Genomic DNA, 17,227 nt, shown 5'->3' on the forward strand with positions numbered 1-17,227 from the left:
ATCAGGCCTTTGCAGCGGCGATGAGATTAGTGACGAACTCGCCGAAAGGCTTCTTCTTCCAGATCTCTGCCACGGGCTCAGATGCCTTGCGGAAATCTTCCTTGTCCACCTCGTTGATCTTCAGGTTCGCGTTGGCCTTGAAGGTTGCGAGATGCTTGGCTTCTGCTTCCTTGATGAGGCCGCGCTGCATCTTCGTCGCGCCATCTGCCGCTTCCTGGATCGCGGTCTTCTGGGCGTCGCTGAATTGCGCCCAGCGGATCTGCGACATCAGGAAGGGCGAGACTTCCCACTTGTGGCCCGACATCGAGATGAAGGGGTTCACTTCGTAAAGCTTGGAACTTGCAATGTTGGTCAGAGGGTTTTCCTGGCCATCGACGACACCCTGCTGAAGAGCGATGTAGAGTTCGCCGAAGCTGATCTGCTCAGTATTGGCGCCGAGCGTCTTGAAGATGTCGATCGTCATCGGATCCGGCGGGGTGCGGATGGTCAGGCCTGCGAGGTCGGCGACCTTGTTGATCGGGCGCTTCGAATTGGTGATCTGGCGAATGCCGTTGTCCCACCAGCCGAGGGGAACCATGTTGACGGCGGCGAACCGTTCGGCAAGAGCCTTGCCCGTATCGCCTTCGAGCACCTTGAAGGCTGCATCGCTGTTGTCAAACAGGAAGGGTAGGCCGAGTGCTGCGATTTCCGGAACGAGCGCTGCACAGGATCCCTGGCTGTTGACCGTCATGTCGACAGCACCGGTGCGAAGGCTCGTCAACAGGGACTGTTCATTGCCGAGCTGCTCGGCGCCGGCAACGCGCACTGCGTACTCGCCATTCGTCTTTTCGGCCACCAGGCGAGCGAATTCATCAGCCGAGGTCCCACGCGGGTTTCCGGGGGCAGCATTGTGGCCGAGCGTCATGGTAACGGCTGCCTGCGCGCCGCGCGGGAAGCTCAAGATAACGGGTGCTGCGAGAAGGGCGGTTGCGCCGGCCAGAAAGCCGCGTCGTTTCAGTGTCAGGTTCATCGTGAAGTCCTCCCATAACGATGATTCAAACAGAATTGACCAGTCGCGTCCGGCCGAGTGCTCGGATCGGTCGCTCTTGCCGCTATTGATACGAAAGGGGAGTTGTCGACGCTACGGCTTACGACGATATCAAATGACCACGCACCATGCGCGGTCTGTACCCGACAGCTTCTGTATTCCTCCCGTTACATGTATTCCGGTTCCCAACCCCGGATGTCATGCTCGCATCAGAGGCCCCGTTTTTCCTCCTGCGAGGCCTTCCTGCGGCGATATTTGGCTGGAAAATGCCTTAGGTCAAACGCTAAATAAATCTCCATTGATGAAATGAATTCACGATAAATTTGCGCGAGGCGCCAATACATTTCTCTGTATATCCCTAGATAAACAAGGTTTTAACGGCACCTCATCGATATTTGGACAGCATGAGCTCGTTGAGAAGCCATCCTTGAAAAGCCTTGATCTTGGGAACGTTCTGCTTGGCTTTCAAAGTTGACAGACTATGGCAGCCGATCATGTCGCGCTTGCTTTCGAACAGGGGAACGAGGCGGCCGGTTTGCAGCTCGCGTTCGACCAGCAAATGACTTTCAAGGCAGATCCCCAGTCCGTCGACGGCGGCGCTGATTGCCATGAAAGAGCGGTCGAAGCGAGGACCTCTGTCAAAATCCAATGGGATGTCGCCGTTCCGCTTCGCCCATCCACGCCAGCTGAGGAGGTTGACCTCCGAATGAATGAGGGTCTGATGGCAAAGATCGGAAGGCTTTTCCAGCCGGTTCGGTGCGCGTTGAAGCAAATCCGGTGCACAGAAAGGCATGATTGCTTCCTCCGGCAGCGGTAATGTGACCACGCCGCGGGTTGGCAAAACGCTGCCATAACGTATATCGACATCCACGAGCCCGGCATTGAGATCGACCGGATCGGCGGACGCATAAAGACGCACGTCGATGCTGCTGTGTTGCGCGCTGAAACGGGCAAGGCGTGGCATCAGCCATTGAGCCGCGAAGCTTGGAACGGAGTGGACCGTCAGAATGTCGGCCTTTCCATGTCGCTCGATGTCGCGGGTTGCGGCTTCCATTGTGATGAAGGCTTCCGAGACGCTCTGGAAATAATTTTCGCCGACGTCGGTAAGCGCAATGGTTCTGGTGTTGCGATGGAAGAGGCTGACACCGACCTCCTGCTCGAGGAAGCGGATTTGATGGCTGATCGCGCTGGCGGTAACGTGCAATTCGTCGGCCGCGGCAGCGAATGAACCGCGACGCGCTGCAGCCTCGAATGCCTGCAGCGACTTCAGTGACGGTATCTTCCTCATCGGCTCTCCCTGCCGCTGGTTCGACATGAAATCGAACGTGGCATTACTGGCACTTGAGTGATTTCAATTCAATAATGCGTTTGTCGAATTCGTTTGCTGAGAGGCTGACCGGTTTCTAGTCTCATCTGATGGCAGGCTGAGGTCTGCCTGGCTGGAGGAGCCTCACATGCAGCGGGAGGTGGCGGAGTGGTTCTTTGGACCGGTCCACTGCAAAGACATTCACGGTCTTTCTGAAACCCGAAATGATGATGGTCCTCGACCGGCCGCTGGCTCAATTCGAGGAGTTTCGACATGAAAATCGCCTTTATCGGTCTCGGCTCTATGGGAACTCCCATGGCTCGCAACCTGATCTCCGCCGGATTTGACCTTTCCGGCTATGACATGAGCGCAAGGGCGTTGGACACATTCGAACGCAACGGCGGCAAACCTGCGTCGACGGCTGCGAAGGCCGCGGTCGGCGCGGAGGTGGCAGTGCTTATGGTCGTCAATGCCGCTCAGGCCGAGCAGGTTCTTTTCGCCGACGGCGTGGTCGATGCGCTTTTGCCTGGAGCCGTTGTTGTCCTCATGTCGACCTGCCCGCCAGGTGCGGTGAAGGATATCGCCGCTCGCGTCGAAAAGACGGGACGATCCTTCGTCGACGCGCCGGTGTCCGGTGGCGTTGCCGGCGCGGAATCGGCAACGCTGACTATCATGGTTGCAACATCAACGGAAAATTTCGAGCGTGTTTCTTCCATGCTACGCGCGTTGGGTGACAAGCTGTTCCATGTCGGAACCGAGGCCGGTCAGGGGGCGGCGGTCAAGGTTGTCAACCAGTTACTCTGTGGCGTTCATATCGCCGCCGCCGCTGAAGGCTTCGCGCTCGCCAGCCAGGCCGGTATCGATCCGCAGGTCATTCTAGAGATCCTGGGCGGCTCTTCCGCGTCGAGCTGGATGCTGAGAGATCGTGGTCCGCGCATGCTTCAGGATGATCCTGCGGTTACCAGCAGCGTGGATATTTTCGTCAAGGATTTGGGCCTCGTTCTCGAAGCAGGCCGCGAGGCCAAGGCGGCGCTTCCGCTGGCCGCAAGCGCCTATCAAATGTTCCTGACAACCAGCGGCCGAGGGGACGGCGCCGCCGATGACAGTCAGGTGATCCGATCCTATCACTTGTTGAATAGGGGCTGATGATCGATCGAAGATACAAGCCGGCTCTCTCATAAACATGCTCCTGCCGTTCTGAGGGGCTTGGTGATGCGCCGGATCAGAAAACCCAAGTCGTGCAGAGATCGAGCTAATGACGGGCTGGTTTTGCCAACAACACTTTGTCGCGATCTGCGCGTTCAGCGGTGCGATCATCAGGTGCTAGCCGAGCAAACCCGGCGGTGTTAACTCAGCAAGACCACCTCCCGGGCGGCCTAGAGCCAAGCTCAATTGCCCGCAAAATGCGCCTTCGCGCGGGACAGGAAGGCCTCGATGGCGGGTTTACGCGGTTGGCGGGCCGCTGTGACCAATGACACCATATCGCCATCGCCGGGCAGGGCCTTGCAGCTCACACCCTGGATGTCGCCCATCATGGTGGCAAGGCCGGCAGGTATGACCGAGATCAGGTGTCCGCCCTTGACCTGATAGAGAAGGCTTAGAAGGCTGTCCGCCTCGACCCGCGGCGGTCTCGTGCGGCCCGCGGCTGTCAGATGGCTCCAGACGATCGCGCGATTGCGCATGTTGGAGCTGAGAAGGCATATCGGCTCTTCCGCCAGATCAGCCCAGTCGATCTCGTCCCTCTGGATCAGCGGATGCGCTGCATGCGCGACAAGCAGCAGCTTCTCGCGATAAAGCGGGATCTGTTCCAACTTCGCGGGGACCTGGGTCTGATAGATCAGCCCGGCGTCGAGCCGCATCTGTTCGAGTTGCGTCAGGATGTCATCGTTGGAGAGCGTCGCAAGGCTGATCTCCAGCTGACCGTGGCGCTCCATCAACGGCAGGATCAGGTCATTGGCCTGAGCGACGGCGGTAGGGATTATGCCGAGGCGCAACTGTCCGGTCAGGCCATTGCGGGCGCTGTGGAACTCGGCTCGCATGGTCTTGACGTCGCCGACGATGCGTTGCGCCCAGTCAAGAAGCCGCTCGCCTTCGGGTGTCAGCCCTTGGAAGCGGGTCCCCCGACGCACGAGCGTCACACCGAGAGCATCTTCGAGCTGCCGCATTGCGGCAGAAAGCGAGGGCTGGGTAATGCCAATGGCTTCGGAGGCGCGGCCGAAATGCTGCTCGCGAGCGAGGATGATGAACATTTCGAGCTTATCGATCATCGCCTCTCCTTAATACGATCGGTGGCCGCACGGAATGCGGCCACCGGTTTTGTGTCAACCGCCGAAGAGCGCGGCGGTCTTGGTCAGCGTGAACCAGCAGCCATAGACGACCGGGATACCCACGGCTGCCCAGGCAAGCATCGCCGGCGCGTCAAAGCGACCCTTGTCGATGCCATAGGATCCGTATGCCACGCTCGCCTCGGCACCAGCCTGCTTCTGCTGGATTTCCTTAACCTCAGCATCCGACATGAACCATTTGGAATCCAGCGGGCGGACGAGGAGGTTGGCGATGAGGCCGATGAACAGCATGCCGCACAGGACATAGATCGTCATCGCATATGCGTCGGCACCGGTATGGCCGTTGGCGATCTGGTACTGGCGGATGTAGTTCACCGCGACAGGTCCGAGAATGCCGGCGGTCGCCCATGCCGTCAGAAGGCGACCATGGATCGCGCCGACGAACTGGGTGCCGAAGATATCGGCCAGATAGGCCGGGATCGTTGCAAAACCGCCGCCATACATCGATAGGATGATGCAGAAGGCCACCACGAACAGGACCTGATTGCCCATCTGAGCAAAGGTAGGTGCCGACGCGTAGAGCACGATGCCGAGCAGGAAGAACACGTAATATGTGTTTTTGCGACCCAGCTTATCGGACGTCGAAGCCCAGAAGAAACGACCCGCGATGTTGAACAGCGACAGAAGCGAGGTGAAGCCCGCAGCAATGCCTGCAATCTGCAGCTTCTGCTCAGTCGACAGCTGGGCGAAGCTCAGCTCCGGCAGGCCGATCAGGCGACCAGCGAAGATTTCCTGCAGCAGCGGCGAGGCGGCACCAAGGATGCCGATACCGGCCGAGACGTTCATGCACAGAACCAACCAGATCAGCCAGAACTGCGGCGTCTTGTGGGCATTGTTGAGATGAACATGTCCCTGCGTGATCATCGCCTTGCCGGACTTCACCGGAGGCTCCCATCCTTCCGGACGCCAACCGGCCGGAGGTACGCGATAGCCGAATGCGCCAGCCATCATGAAGACCAGATAGACGGCCCCCATCACGAGGAAGGTCTGCCAGACACCGGGATCGGTCGGGGTTGCAAAATGTCCCATCAGCAGCTGTGCGATAGGCGATCCGACCATGGCGCCACCGCCAAAGCCCATGATCGCCATACCGGTCGCCATGCCGCGACGGTCCGGGAACCACTTGATCAGCGTGGAAACGGGCGAGATATAGCCGAGACCAAGGCCGATACCACCGATCACGCCGGCTCCAACCCACATCAGCCATAGCTGGTGCGTGTAAACGCCGAGCGATGCGATCGCGATGCCGCCGCACCAGCAGCATGCCGACACGAAACCAGCCTTGCGGGGACCGACGCGTTCAAGCCAGCCACCCCAGATGGCGGCCGAGCAGCCCAGAAGAACGAAGAACAGGGTGTAGATCCAGCCCAGATCCGTGATCCGCCAGTTGCACTCGGTGGTGAACAAGGCGGAAATCAAGCCCATGTTGGTGCAGGCTTCCGGCGTAGGTCCAGGTAGCGCAGCAGTCAGCGGCAGCCAGAAAACGGAGAAGCCATAAGCCATCCCGATGCAGAGGTGGATCGCAAGCGCGGCCGGTGGCACCAGCCATCGATTGAAACCCGGCTTGGCAATAGTACGGGCGCGGTCAAGCAGCCCCAGATCTTCGCCGGCGGCGAAATCGGTCGTTGTCGTCATAGATCAAAAGTCCCCATAGGCCCTAGTCGCCGACCATTTCTCTGTTCGAGAATAAAAATTCACCTCGTGCAACCGTTGGCGTGCACGAGGTGAAATCCCGTCAATTGGTCAGCGACCCTGCGTCACATATGGCATAATGCCGCATCGACGCAACTGAAAAAATCAATCGAACGATAGAAAATATCATTTAAAATCATGAGGTTGGTGAAAACGACCAGAAGCCCGCATGCGGTTGGCATGCAGGCGCGTCGAAAACATGTGGCACCTTCGGTGCTGTGACGGTTCAGTCGATAGACTGGCCGTCAATAAGCGTCCGTCCGGCTTCGCTGAGAGCGAGAAACCGGCGCTGGGTTCGCTCGTCCGTCCTGACAATCACCAAAAATTTGAGTTCATCCGCGAGGCGCCCAACCTCCCGCAAGACAAGGGCATGTTCGGTTTCGCTGTCGCGGGCGAAGCCGCGGCTGTCACCCGCAAGGCCGAGGCCGACCGCAGCCAGCAAGCCGCAGGCAAGCGGGCTGTCCGCCAGCATGTCCTGTGTCAGCAGAGCCTGGACCAGGGCCGGCCAGGCGGCAAGGCGCGCGTCGCGATCGTCCGCGGCTTCAGACAGCATCGCGCATCACTTTGACCAGCACCGATTTGGAGGTCGGCGTGAAGCTGCGATCGCCGAAGGAATTGTGCGGGACGAGGGCGTTCAGCTCCGGATAGTATCCCGCAATGCAACCCGGCGGGATGTCATAGGGCACAATGCGGAAGCCGGTGATACGGCGGTCGATATTGTCATTCGAACGAGTAACAAGGGTTACCCGATCCTCGGCAGTCAGGCCTGCAGCTGCCAGATCGGCAGGATTGATGAAGACAACTTCGCGTTCGCCATAGACGCCCCGATAACGGTCATCCATCGCATAGATTGTAGTGTTGTACTGATCGTGCGACCGCAGGGTCTGCAGCACGAAGAGATCCTGACCATCTGCGCGCATCTGCCACTCGGTGCGTTCGGGCAGGGTGAAAGTCCCGAAATTCGCGCGTTCGGTCGGTGTGCGCCATTCCCGTTCGGTTGCGGGATTTCGCAGCCAGAAACCACGCGGTACCCGGACCCTGGCGTTGTAGTCGTCAAAGCCGGGCAGAACGCGAGCCATCATGTCGCGGATCTTGTCATTGTCGTCGGCCAGCATGTCCCAATCGACGACCTTCGAGCCGACGGTGGCCTTTGCGATCCCGGCGACGATGCTCACCTCGGACTTCAGTTCCTTCGAGGCAGGCTGGTTGATGCCGCCGGAACCGTGAACCATGGACATCGAGATCCTCGACGGTCACGATCTGGCGCACGCCTTTCGAGTTCCGGTCGATCTCGGTGCGCCCCAGGCACGGAAGGATATACCCTGCCTTGCCGTGCAGCAGGTGGCAGTGATTGAGCTTGGTGCCGACATGAACGACAAGATCCAGCCGGTCGAGAGCACCTGCAATAAGTGCACTGTCAGGCGTCGCGCGCGAGAAATTGCCGCCGAGCCCGATAAAGGCCTTGGCCGTCCCCGCCAGCATCGCACCGATGGCTTCCAGGACGTTATGGCCCGGATCGCGCGGCATCGGCACGCCGAGTTCGCGTTCCATCGCATCCAGCAGCGGCTTCGGCGCCTTCTCGTTGATCCCGACCGTGCGGTCGCCCTGCACGTTGGAATGGCCTCGCACGGGGCAGAGACCTGCACCTGGACGACCGACATTGCCGCGCAGGAACATGAAGTTCGATATTTCGCGGATCGTCGGCACCGAATGGCGGTGCTGGGTGATCCCCATGGCCCATGTCGCGATTACGGCATCGGAGGTCATGTAGACCTCGGCCGCGCGGGCGAGGTCTTCACGGGTAAGGCCAGATTGTTCCTCGATCTGCTCCCACGAGGTCGCTTCGACGATCGCGCGCCACTCGGCCATGCCGCTGGTGTGTTCGGCGATGAAGGCGTCGTCGATGATCCGCGCGGTACCGGCGGCCCGTGCTGCGTCATCGGCAGCAAAGACCAGTTTTGCCATGCCGCGTACCGCCGCCATGTCTCCGCCGAGACGCGGCTGGAAATACATGGTCGAAGTCGCCTCGGAGCCGCCCGTCAGCATCTCGAGCTTGTTCTGCGGATCGGCGAAGCGGACGAGGCCCTTTTCCTTCAGGTTGTTGAACACCACCACCTGCTTGCCGCGCATCGTAACCTTGCGCAGGTCGGCAAGCATGCGCGGATGGTTGGTGCCGGGGTTCTGGCCGAAGACGAAGACTGCATCGGCATGTTCGAAGTCTTCCAGATGCACGGTGCCCTTGCCGATTCCTATAGCATCGGTCAAAGCCACGCCGGAGGCTTCGTGGCACATGTTCGAGCAATCGGGGAAATTGTTGGTCCCGAACAGCCGCACGAATGTCTGATAAAGGAACGCAGCCTCGTTCGAGGCGCGGCCTGACGTGTAGAATTCCGCCTGGTCCGGCTGCAACGCATTCAGACGTTCACCGATATCGGCGAAAGCCTCGTCCCAGGTGACGCGTTCGTAATGGTCGGTTTCGGAATTGTACCGCAGCGGATGGGTCAGCCGCCCCTGATGCTCCAGATCGTAATCGGACCAGCTGCGCAGGTCAGTGACCGTATGCTGAGCAAAGAAATCGGGCGTCACGCGCAGCTTTGTGGATTCCCACGACACTGCCTTCACGCCGTTTTCGCAGAATTCGAAGGAAGAGCCATGGTTCGGATCACCCCAGGCGCAACCCGGACAATCGAAGCCGTCCGGCTGGTTCGCACTGAGCATGGTCATCGCATTGGCCAAAGGCCTGCGCGAGCCAACCACATGGCGTCCGCAGCTCTTTAATGCGCCCCATCCGCCTGCGGCGTTGGATTTTTTGCCGATGAAGGTATCCGTGCTCATGTCCTGCCCGTTTTCGTCGGGCTGGCCAAAGGCTCAAACTACCCGTCAACTAAATTACTTGACGATATACAAGTCACGATCAGGCAACCATCGGGCGATATCTATCAAGTGATAGATCGAGGCGGTGTAATGGATGTGGTTGATCCGGTTGGAAATAAGTTCTTTACGGATGTCCGGATGACTCACATTGATCCAAACTGCCGGACTGGTTCTGGGCTGCCGGAAACCTGGGACGGCAAAGGGCGTCGTCAGGCGATCTTACGGCGCTCGCTGACCGCGACGTCGAGTCCCGGCTGCCGACAGGCCGAGGCGACAGGTTTCCACATAGTGACAAGCCGGATCCGCACGACAAGCCGCGGGCACTTCCCTCAGGGAGATCTTCAATCCCATTTGAGGATCGAGACCTTGAGTGTAACGGCGCGGATTTTTCACTGAGTTTCTTGGGATCACTGCTTCCGCAGATGTATCGGCGGTGCTGGTCAGCGTCTTTTGCGCGCTGCCATGGGCGTTTAACCCCGTGTCGTGGCATTGAATGGCATTCCGCGGCTAGTGCCAAGACTGATTGACAGCTGTTAAAACAAATGATTTGCTCGGATGTCAGACCAATTTGGGAGATAGGTTTGGAGCCCAGGCTGTCCGAAGCGCTGCATCCGTTGCCCACCGTCGACCGTGCAAGGCAAGTGACCTCTGCGCTGGCCCGCTACGTAGCCGCAGCCAGCCTGAAAGCCGGGGATCGGCTACCGGCAGAACGCGAACTGATGGCGGCTCTGGCCGTCGGACGCTCGACGATCCGTGAAGCAATCAGCCATTTTCAGGCGCTCGGCGTCATCGAAACCCGCAAGGGCAGCGGCACCTATCTGCTGCGTCCCATTTCTCCCGACACCGTTCACATGCCACTGTCGCTCGATACGACGCAGCTGCGCGACGTGCTTTTGCAGACCCTGCAGGTTCGGCGCGGCATCGAATGCGAAGCCGGCATGGTGGCGGCGCAGATGCGCACCGCAGACGATCTGGCGATCATCGAGGACAAGCTGGTGAAGATGGAAACTGTCCATCTGGAAAAAGGCTCGTCCGCCCCGGAAGATCTGGCCTTTCACCTTGCGGTTTACGACGCCACGCACAATCCGCTTTTCCGGCAGTTGCTGGAACAGATGCGCGAAAGTTTCCAGCATTTCTGGGCCTCGCCCTTCGACCGCAAGGATTTTGCCCGCCGCTCCTTTCCGTTTCATCGCACGCTTTTCGACGCCATCGCTGCCCAGAATCCTGAGCGCGCGCGGCGCGAGACACTGAAAATCCTCGCGGTTGTCGAGGAAGACATCAAGGAAATGTCCAAATGAACGAAATGCTCGATCCGTCGGCGTTTGCCTCACTGATCACTGCCCATGACGACGGCAATTTTGCCGACGCGGTGGTGCCGCCGATCTTTCAGACGTCGCTGTTCACCTTCTCCGAATATGACGAGATGATCGCCTCCTATCGCGGCGAAAAGGTGCGGCCGATCTATACGCGCGGTCTCAACCCGACGGTGCGCATGTTCGAGGAGATGCTGGCCAAGCTTGAAGGTGCCGAAGACGCGCTCGGCTTTGCCAGCGGCATGTCGGCGATCTCTTCGTCGGTCCTGAGTTTTGTCGAGCCGGGGGATCGCATCGTTGCGGTCAAGCATGTCTATCCCGACGCTTTTCGCCTCTTCGGCACGCTTCTGAAGCGCATGAAGGTCGAGGTGACCTATGTCGATGGCCGCGATGAAGAGGCGGTAGACAAGGCTCTGCCCGGTGCGAAACTGCTTTATCTCGAAAGCCCGACAAGCTGGGTGATGGAAGCGCATGATGTCGGCGCGCTCGCCGCTCTGGCTAAGAAACACGGCGCCGTGTCGATGATCGACAACAGCTGGGCAAGCCCAGTCTTTCAGCGGCCGATCACGCTCGGCGTCGATCTCGTCATCCATTCGGCTTCGAAGTATCTCGGCGGCCATAGCGATGTCGTCGCGGGCGTCGTGGCCGGTTCGAAGGAGATGATCGCGCGGGTGAAGGCGGAGGCCTACCCTTATCTCGGCGGCAAGCTGTCGCCCTTCGATGCATGGCTTTTGATCCGCGGCATGCGTACGCTGCCCTTGCGCATGAAGGCGCATCAGGACGCGGCGCTCACCATCGCGCGGCGTCTGCAAGAACTCGATGTGGTAGAAACCGTCTGCCATCCGGGTCTGGCCAACCGCCTGCCGGCGGGACTTCACGGCACGTCGGGCCTGTTTTCCTTCATCTTCAAGGAAGGCGTCGATATCCGCGCCTTTGCCGATCATCTGAAACTCTTCAAGCTCGGCGTCAGCTGGGGCGGCCACGAAAGCCTGATCGTTCCGGGCGAAGTGGTGCTGCAGCAGAAGGCCCAGCCGAATTCCGCGCATACTTTTGGCATCCATGCGCGGTCCGTACGCCTCCATGTCGGCCTCGAGGGAACCGAGGCTTTGTGGAGCGATCTTAAGGAGGCGATCGCCGTCGCCACCTAGCGCATCAACCAAAAACAACTGGGAGCAGGACAATGAAAACAATCATAACGGCTGCATTCATCGCGACCATGATGGCGGGGACCGCCATGGCCGATACGACGCTGAAGCTGGTGGAAGTGATCACCAGCCCGGAACGCACACAGACGCTGAAATCGCTGACCGAAAAATTCGAGGCCGCCACTCCCGGCACCAAGGTCGAGATCATCTCGCTGCCCTGGAACGAAGCGTTCCAGAAATTTGCGACCATGGTGTCGGCCGGTGATACGCCAGACGTGATGGAAATGCCGGATACCTGGCTTTCGCTTTACGGCAATAACGGCATGCTCGAAAGCCTCGAGCCCTATCTGGAAAAGTGGGAGCATACGAAGGAACTGACGCCGCGCGCGCTTGAACTCGGCCGTGACGTCAAGGACACCGCCTATATGCTGCCCTACGGCTTTTATCTGCGGGCGATGTTCTACAACAAAAAGCTGCTGAGCGAAGCCGGTGTATCCGAACCGCCGAAGACGATGGACGATTTCGTCAAGGCCTCGGAAGCAGTTTCCAAACTGCCGGGCAAATACGGTTACTGCATGCGCGGCGGACCGGGCGGCCTAAACGGCTGGATGATCTTTGCCGCCTCGATGGCCGGCGATAACAAGTATTTCACCGAAGACGGCACCTCGACCATGAACAGCGAAGGCTGGGCAAAGGGCATCGAGTGGATGGTCGACCTCTACAAGAAGGGTCTGGCCCCGAAGGACAGCGTCAACTGGGGTTTTAACGAGGTCGTCGCCGGATTCTATTCCGGCACCTGCGCCTTCCTCGATCAGGATCCGGACGCGCTGATCGCCGTTGCTGAGCGGATGAAGCCGGAAGACTTCGGTGTTGCTCCGCTGCCCAAGGGCCCGGCCGGCAAGTCCTATCCGACCATCGGTTATGCGGGCTGGTCGATGTTCGCCAAGAGCGAAAACAAGGATCTCTCCTGGAAGCTGATCGAAACGCTGCAGAGCCCGGAAGGCAATATCGAGTGGAACAAGAAGATCGGCGCCCTGCCGGCCTATACGGCGGCCGAAAAGGACCCGTTCTACGCCGGTGACCAGTTCAAGGGCTGGTTCGAGGAACTGGCCGACAAGGATACCGTTCCGACCGTGATGCCGACCTATCTTGAAGAGTTCGCCTTCTTCAAGGATTCGCTGGCGATCAAGACCTCGCAGCAGGCCCTGCTCGGCGACATTTCTGCGAAGGAACTGTCCGACGAATGGGCCGAATACCTGACCAAGGCACAGCAGAAGAACCTCTCCAAGAAGTAATCGACGCCGTGGCGGCGCGGACATCTCTCCGCGCCGTCACCCTGCCTTCCTTCATGTAATGACGGCGCAATTTTGCGCCGCAAACGGGAAACTGTCTGATGTCCATGACCGCCGACGTCTATGATCGTCGCCAGGATCGCAGGCCGTGGTTGAAGCGCCTTGCCGATGCCTCGGAACCTTACCTTTACAGCGCGCCGGCGCTGATCCTCATCATCGTTGTCATGCTGGTGCCGCTTGTCGTCGGCATTTCCTATGCGTTTCGCGATATCCAGCTGCTCAATCCGTTTTCCGGCGGTTTCATCGGCCTCGAACATTTTGAAACGCTGTCCAAGGACCGGGCGTTTTACACCGCGCTGAAAAACACGCTGTGGTGGACGGGTGCTTCCGTTTTCCTGCAATTTACCTTCGGCCTCATTCTGGCGCTGTTGCTGGACAAGCCTTTCATGGGCCGTGGTCTGATTCAGGCACTGGTGTTTCTGCCATGGGCGGTGCCGTCGTTTCTGGCCGGCCTCAACTGGGCATGGCTGTTCAATCCGGTCATCGGACCGATCCCGCACTGGCTGTTTGATCTAGGCCTGATGAGCCAGCCGGGCAATATTCTCTCCGATCCGCAATATGCGATGTGGGGACCGATCATTGCCAATGTCTGGTGGGGTATTCCCTTTTTCGCCATCACGCTTCTGGCCGCACTGCAATCGATCCCGCGCGATCTTTATGAAGCCGCCTCCATCGATGGCGCGTCGTGGTTCCAGCGTTTCTGGTCGATCACGCTGCCATTCTTGGCGCCGACCATCGCCATCACCGTGCTTTTGCGCACCGTGTGGATCTCCAACTTTGCCGATCTGATCGTCGTCATGACTGGCGGCGGCCCTGCCGATCGCACCCAGATCGTCGCGAGCTATATCTTCACGCAGGCCTTCAAGGCGCTTGATTTCGGGTATGCCTCGGCGATTGCGCTGGTGTTGCTCGTTCTGCTTCTGGCCTATTCCATGCTGATCATCCTGCTGCGGCAGACATTGCTGAACAAGGGGTGAGGGTCATGAAAACATCGCTTCTTCCCACCATCGCGCACCGACTAGCAATCCTCGCCTATGTCGTCTTCGCACTCTTCCCGCTCTATTGGCTGCTAAAAGTGTCGCTGACGCCGAACGATCTGCTCTATTCCGAAGGCGTGCGCATGTGGCCCTCGCGGACCACGTGGGAACACTATTCCTTCGTGCTGCAGCACAGCGCTTTTCCGACCTTCTTCAAGAACAGCCTGATCGTCTCCGGCTCGACGGCGATCATCGTGACGATCTGCGCCTCGTTGTCCGGTTATGCGCTCTCCCGCTTCAGCTTTCGGGCCAAATACTGGATCGTCGGTCTGATGTTGCTGACCCAGATGTTTCCGCTGGTCATGCTGGTGGCGCCGATCTTCAAGATTTTGACGCCGCTCGGCCTCACCAACAGCCTGACCGGCCTGATTGTCGTTTACACCGCCTTCAACGTGCCCTTCGCGACCTTCCTGATGCAGTCCTTCTTCGACGGCATTCCAAAGGACCTCGAAGAGGCAGCCATGATCGACGGCGCCACGAAATTCACGGCGTTCCGCGAAATCATCCTGCCGCTGACGCTGCCCGGCATTGCCGCGACGCTCGGTTTCGTTTTTACCGCCGCATGGAGCGAACTACTGTTCGCGCTGATGCTGATCAACGGCAACAATGCCGCGACCTTCCCGGTTGGGCTGTTGACCTTCGTTTCCAAATTCTCGGTGGATTTCGGGCAGATGATGGCGGCGGGCGTGCTCGCGCTCATTCCGGCTGCTCTCTTTTTCCTGCTCATCCAGCGCTACCTCGTTCAGGGCCTGACGGCCGGCGCGGTCAAGGGGTAATCTTATGGCTTCGATCGATATCCAGAACGTCAAGAAGGCTTATGGCCATGTGCAGGTGCTGCACGACATCGATTTGCAGATCAAGGATGGCGAGTTCGTCGTGCTGGTCGGCCCGTCCGGCTGCGGAAAATCCACGCTGTTGCGTATGATCGCGGGGCTTGAAGGTGTCACCGGCGGTGAGATGCGCATTGATGGCAAGCGCGTTAACGAGCTGCATCCAAAAGACCGCGACATCGCCATGGTGTTCCAGTCCTATGCGCTTTATCCGCACATGAATGTTGCCGGCAACATGAGCTACAGCCTGAAGCTCAGAAAGATCGCCAAGGAAAAGATCGCCGCGGCGGTCGCAGGCGCGGCGTCCAAACTCGGCCTCGATCCGTTGCTGGATCGTCGCCCGAAGGCATTGTCGGGTGGTCAGCGCCAGCGTGTCGCCATGGGCCGCGCCATCGTGCGCCAGCCGAAAGCGTTCCTGTTCGATGAACCGCTGTCGAACCTCGATGCGCGCCTGCGCGAGCAGATGCGCGCCGAAATCAAGAAAATGCATGGCGAACTCAAGGCCACCTCGATCTATGTCACCCACGACCAGATCGAGGCAATGACCCTGGCGGACCGGATCGTTGCCATGCATGGCGGGGTGGTCCAGCAGGTGGGGGCTCCGCTGGAGCTGTACGACCGTCCCGCCAACCTCTTTGTCGCCGGTTTCATCGGCTCGCCGGGCATGAATTTTCTCGACGCGACCTATTCCAACGGCAGTGTGACACTTAAGGATGGAACGGTGGTGGCGCTACCGGCACCTTTGGCGGTTGCCGATGGCGCGAAGGTGACGGTCGGCATCCGGCCGGAACATGTGGTGATGGGCGGCGAGGGCAGTGGTATGGCGGCGAGTGTCGATCTTGTCGAGCCGACCGGTTTCGGCATCATCCTGCATCTCTCCTTACACGGGCTGGCCTTCAAGGTGTTCACGCTGGATCGCGCAGCCCTTTCGGCGGGGCCGAGCGTTCATGTCTCCTTCCCGGCGGAGCATCTGCATGTGTTCGACGACAATGGAGATCGGTGCAAGTAGCATTGACGGGCGATCGGGAGCGGGTCGTGCCGCTCTCGCATGATGCTTGAGTATACCCGCCGCTGGCGCGCGGATGATGTGGAACTCAGCCCGATACGACCCGCAAGCAATCATGGAGAGGAATGCGGGAAGCGGCGCCATCCAAAAAATGGCGGGAGCCGCATCCCTTTAGCAGTCTTTACGCCTTTATCTCGTAGAGCCAACCATGAGTATCAGACAGTGCCTGGGTCTGGATGCCGATCAGCTTGTTTCTGAGAAGCGTCGTCACTGGCCCGGTTTCGCCACTGCCAACGACAAGCGATCCATTGCGATGTTTCAGCTCGCCGATTGAGGCAATAACAGCTGCCGTGCCGCAGGCGAAGGCCTCGGTCAAACGGCCAGAGGCGATATCCGCCTGCAGCTCGTCAAAGCCATAGGGGCGTTCCTGCACGGTGATGCCGTTATCGCGGGCCAGGGTCAGAACGGAGTTGCGGGTAATGCCCGGAAGGATCGTGCCGAGCGGCGGGGTGACCATCGATCCGTCGTTAAAGACGAAGAAGATATTCATGCCGCCGAGTTCCTCGATCCACCTGCGTTCGGCGGCATCGAGGAACAGGACCTGGTCGCAGCCATGCTGGCCGGCTTCAGCCTGGGCGATGAGGCTGGCGGCATAGTTGCCACCGCATTTGGCAGCGCCCGTGCCGCCGACGGCCGCACGGGTGTAATCCTCGGACACCCAGATCTTGACCGGCTTCGCGCCGCCCTTGAAGTAAGGACCGACGGGGGACGCGATGACGCAGAAAATGTATTCCTTTGACGGCCTGACGCCGAGGAAGGACTCGTTGGCAAACATGAAGGGGCGAAGATAGAGGCTGCCGCCATTGCCTTCCGGTACCCATTTTCTGTCCACGGCGACCAGCTTTTCGATGGCGGCGAGAAAATCCTCTTCAGGCAGTTCGGGCATGGCGAGCCGGCGCGCAGAGGCGTTGAAGCGCTTTGCATTCTGATCGGGGCGGAACAGTACGACCTTGCCATCAGCAGCCCTGTAAGCCTTCATGCCTTCGAAGATTTCCTGCGCGTAGTGAAGAACGCTGCTGGCCGGATCGAGAGCGAACGGCGCGCGAGCGGTTACCTGCGCAGAATGCCAGCCCTTGTCGGCGCTCCAGTGAATGACCGCCATGTGATCGCTGAACAGCGTTCCGAAACCAAGGTTCTGGAAGGCGAGGGCGCGATCGGCCTCGGCCATCGGGTTGGCGTTCTTGACGATTTCAAATTCCAGCATGGTTCACCTAGACGTATGGTTCGGCCGCACAGGCGC

Annotated in this window: 13 protein-coding genes and 1 pseudogene; 7 read left to right on the forward strand and 7 right to left on the reverse strand. The window is 59.4% G+C overall.

What is annotated here, in order from left to right; all coding sequences use genetic code 11:
- Window position 1: 1 nt before the first annotated feature.
- Both N7E02_RS02830 and gcvA read right to left on the reverse strand, forming a co-directional pair.
- Window positions 2–1,009, reverse strand: a complete 1,008-nt coding sequence (locus N7E02_RS02830; protein WP_286577976.1) for a TRAP transporter substrate-binding protein — start codon at window positions 1,007–1,009, stop codon at window positions 2–4.
- Between the two features lie 403 nt (window positions 1,010–1,412).
- Window positions 1,413–2,342 carry a transcriptional regulator GcvA gene (gcvA, locus tag N7E02_RS02835; protein ID WP_286577977.1) on the reverse strand — a complete coding sequence of 310 codons (930 nt, stop codon included), beginning with the start codon at window positions 2,340–2,342 and terminating at the stop codon, window positions 1,413–1,415.
- Window positions 2,343–2,606: 264 nt separating this feature from the next.
- On the opposite strand from gcvA, the gene N7E02_RS02840 reads away from it, so the two are divergent.
- Complete coding sequence (locus N7E02_RS02840) at window positions 2,607–3,479, forward strand: NAD(P)-dependent oxidoreductase (RefSeq protein WP_286577978.1); 873 nt, start codon at window positions 2,607–2,609, stop codon at window positions 3,477–3,479.
- Between the two features lie 242 nt (window positions 3,480–3,721).
- Here the strand turns inward: N7E02_RS02840 and N7E02_RS02845 are convergent, their stop codons facing one another.
- The 4 genes and pseudogenes from N7E02_RS02845 to N7E02_RS02860 form a co-directional block, all read right to left on the reverse strand.
- Window positions 3,722–4,600: a LysR family transcriptional regulator gene (locus tag N7E02_RS02845; protein WP_286577979.1), complete on the reverse strand. Its 879-nt coding sequence runs from the start codon at window positions 4,598–4,600 to the stop codon at window positions 3,722–3,724.
- Window positions 4,601–4,654: 54 nt separating this feature from the next.
- Window positions 4,655–6,313, reverse strand: coding sequence for an OFA family MFS transporter (locus N7E02_RS02850; RefSeq protein ID WP_286577980.1), 1,659 nt, complete (start codon window positions 6,311–6,313; stop codon window positions 4,655–4,657).
- Window positions 6,314–6,596: 283 nt separating this feature from the next.
- On the reverse strand, window positions 6,597–6,923 hold the full coding sequence (locus N7E02_RS02855) for a hypothetical protein (RefSeq protein WP_286577981.1): 327 nt from the start codon (window positions 6,921–6,923) through the stop codon (window positions 6,597–6,599).
- Window positions 6,913–9,205: pseudogene (locus tag N7E02_RS02860) on the reverse strand (FdhF/YdeP family oxidoreductase). Before N7E02_RS02860 ends, N7E02_RS02855 begins: the two are co-directional and overlap by 11 nt.
- A gap of 620 nt (window positions 9,206–9,825) precedes the next feature.
- Here N7E02_RS02860 and N7E02_RS02865 point away from each other — a divergent pair.
- The 6 genes from N7E02_RS02865 to N7E02_RS02890 all read left to right on the forward strand — a co-directional run bounded on the left by N7E02_RS02865 (window position 9,826) and on the right by N7E02_RS02890 (window position 15,930).
- Window positions 9,826–10,542 carry a FadR/GntR family transcriptional regulator gene (locus N7E02_RS02865; protein ID WP_286577982.1) on the forward strand — a complete coding sequence of 239 codons (717 nt, stop codon included), beginning with the start codon at window positions 9,826–9,828 and terminating at the stop codon, window positions 10,540–10,542.
- Complete coding sequence (locus N7E02_RS02870) at window positions 10,539–11,705, forward strand: PLP-dependent transferase (RefSeq protein ID WP_286577984.1); 1,167 nt, start codon at window positions 10,539–10,541, stop codon at window positions 11,703–11,705. The genes N7E02_RS02865 and N7E02_RS02870 overlap by 4 nt, the downstream gene beginning before the upstream one ends.
- 32 nt (window positions 11,706–11,737) lie before the next feature.
- Window positions 11,738–12,997, forward strand: coding sequence for an ABC transporter substrate-binding protein (locus N7E02_RS02875; RefSeq protein WP_286577985.1), 1,260 nt, complete (start codon window positions 11,738–11,740; stop codon window positions 12,995–12,997).
- Between the two features lie 98 nt (window positions 12,998–13,095).
- The gene (locus N7E02_RS02880) at window positions 13,096–14,031 is read left to right on the forward strand and encodes a carbohydrate ABC transporter permease (RefSeq protein WP_286577986.1); all 936 of its coding nucleotides are present in this window, start codon (window positions 13,096–13,098) and stop codon (window positions 14,029–14,031) included.
- 5 nt (window positions 14,032–14,036) lie between these two features.
- On the forward strand, window positions 14,037–14,867 hold the full coding sequence (locus N7E02_RS02885; RefSeq protein WP_286577987.1) for a carbohydrate ABC transporter permease: 831 nt from the start codon (window positions 14,037–14,039) through the stop codon (window positions 14,865–14,867).
- A 4-nt stretch (window positions 14,868–14,871) separates the two neighbouring features.
- Window positions 14,872–15,930 carry an ABC transporter ATP-binding protein gene (locus N7E02_RS02890; RefSeq protein WP_286577988.1) on the forward strand — a complete coding sequence of 353 codons (1,059 nt, stop codon included), beginning with the start codon at window positions 14,872–14,874 and terminating at the stop codon, window positions 15,928–15,930.
- Between the two features lie 178 nt (window positions 15,931–16,108).
- Here the strand turns inward: N7E02_RS02890 and N7E02_RS02895 are convergent, their stop codons facing one another.
- On the reverse strand, window positions 16,109–17,191 hold the full coding sequence (locus N7E02_RS02895; RefSeq protein ID WP_286577989.1) for a branched-chain amino acid aminotransferase: 1,083 nt from the start codon (window positions 17,189–17,191) through the stop codon (window positions 16,109–16,111).
- Window positions 17,192–17,227: the final 36 nt, after the last annotated feature.

The organism is Terrirhizobium terrae (genome assembly GCF_030323265.1).
GTDB lineage: Bacteria > Pseudomonadota > Alphaproteobacteria > Rhizobiales > Rhizobiaceae > Neorhizobium.

What these genes read in the sequence shown, in the direction of transcription:
- N7E02_RS02830 (WP_286577976.1), bottom strand. Translation starts at nt 1,009, where the DNA reads ATGAACCTGACACTGAAACGACGCGGCTTTCTGGCCGGCGCAACCGCC.
- gcvA (WP_286577977.1), bottom strand. Translation starts at nt 2,342, where the DNA reads ATGTCGAACCAGCGGCAGGGAGAGCCGATGAGGAAGATACCGTCACTG.
- N7E02_RS02840 (WP_286577978.1), top strand. Translation starts at nt 2,607, where the DNA reads ATGAAAATCGCCTTTATCGGTCTCGGCTCTATGGGAACTCCCATGGCT.
- N7E02_RS02845 (WP_286577979.1), bottom strand. Translation starts at nt 4,600, where the DNA reads ATGATCGATAAGCTCGAAATGTTCATCATCCTCGCTCGCGAGCAGCAT.
- N7E02_RS02850 (WP_286577980.1), bottom strand. Translation starts at nt 6,313, where the DNA reads ATGACGACAACGACCGATTTCGCCGCCGGCGAAGATCTGGGGCTGCTT.
- N7E02_RS02855 (WP_286577981.1), bottom strand. Translation starts at nt 6,923, where the DNA reads ATGCTGTCTGAAGCCGCGGACGATCGCGACGCGCGCCTTGCCGCCTGG.
- N7E02_RS02870 (WP_286577984.1), top strand. Translation starts at nt 10,539, where the DNA reads ATGAACGAAATGCTCGATCCGTCGGCGTTTGCCTCACTGATCACTGCC.
- N7E02_RS02875 (WP_286577985.1), top strand. Translation starts at nt 11,738, where the DNA reads ATGAAAACAATCATAACGGCTGCATTCATCGCGACCATGATGGCGGGG.
- N7E02_RS02880 (WP_286577986.1), top strand. Translation starts at nt 13,096, where the DNA reads ATGTCCATGACCGCCGACGTCTATGATCGTCGCCAGGATCGCAGGCCG.
- N7E02_RS02885 (WP_286577987.1), top strand. Translation starts at nt 14,037, where the DNA reads ATGAAAACATCGCTTCTTCCCACCATCGCGCACCGACTAGCAATCCTC.
- N7E02_RS02890 (WP_286577988.1), top strand. Translation starts at nt 14,872, where the DNA reads ATGGCTTCGATCGATATCCAGAACGTCAAGAAGGCTTATGGCCATGTG.
- N7E02_RS02895 (WP_286577989.1), bottom strand. Translation starts at nt 17,191, where the DNA reads ATGCTGGAATTTGAAATCGTCAAGAACGCCAACCCGATGGCCGAGGCC.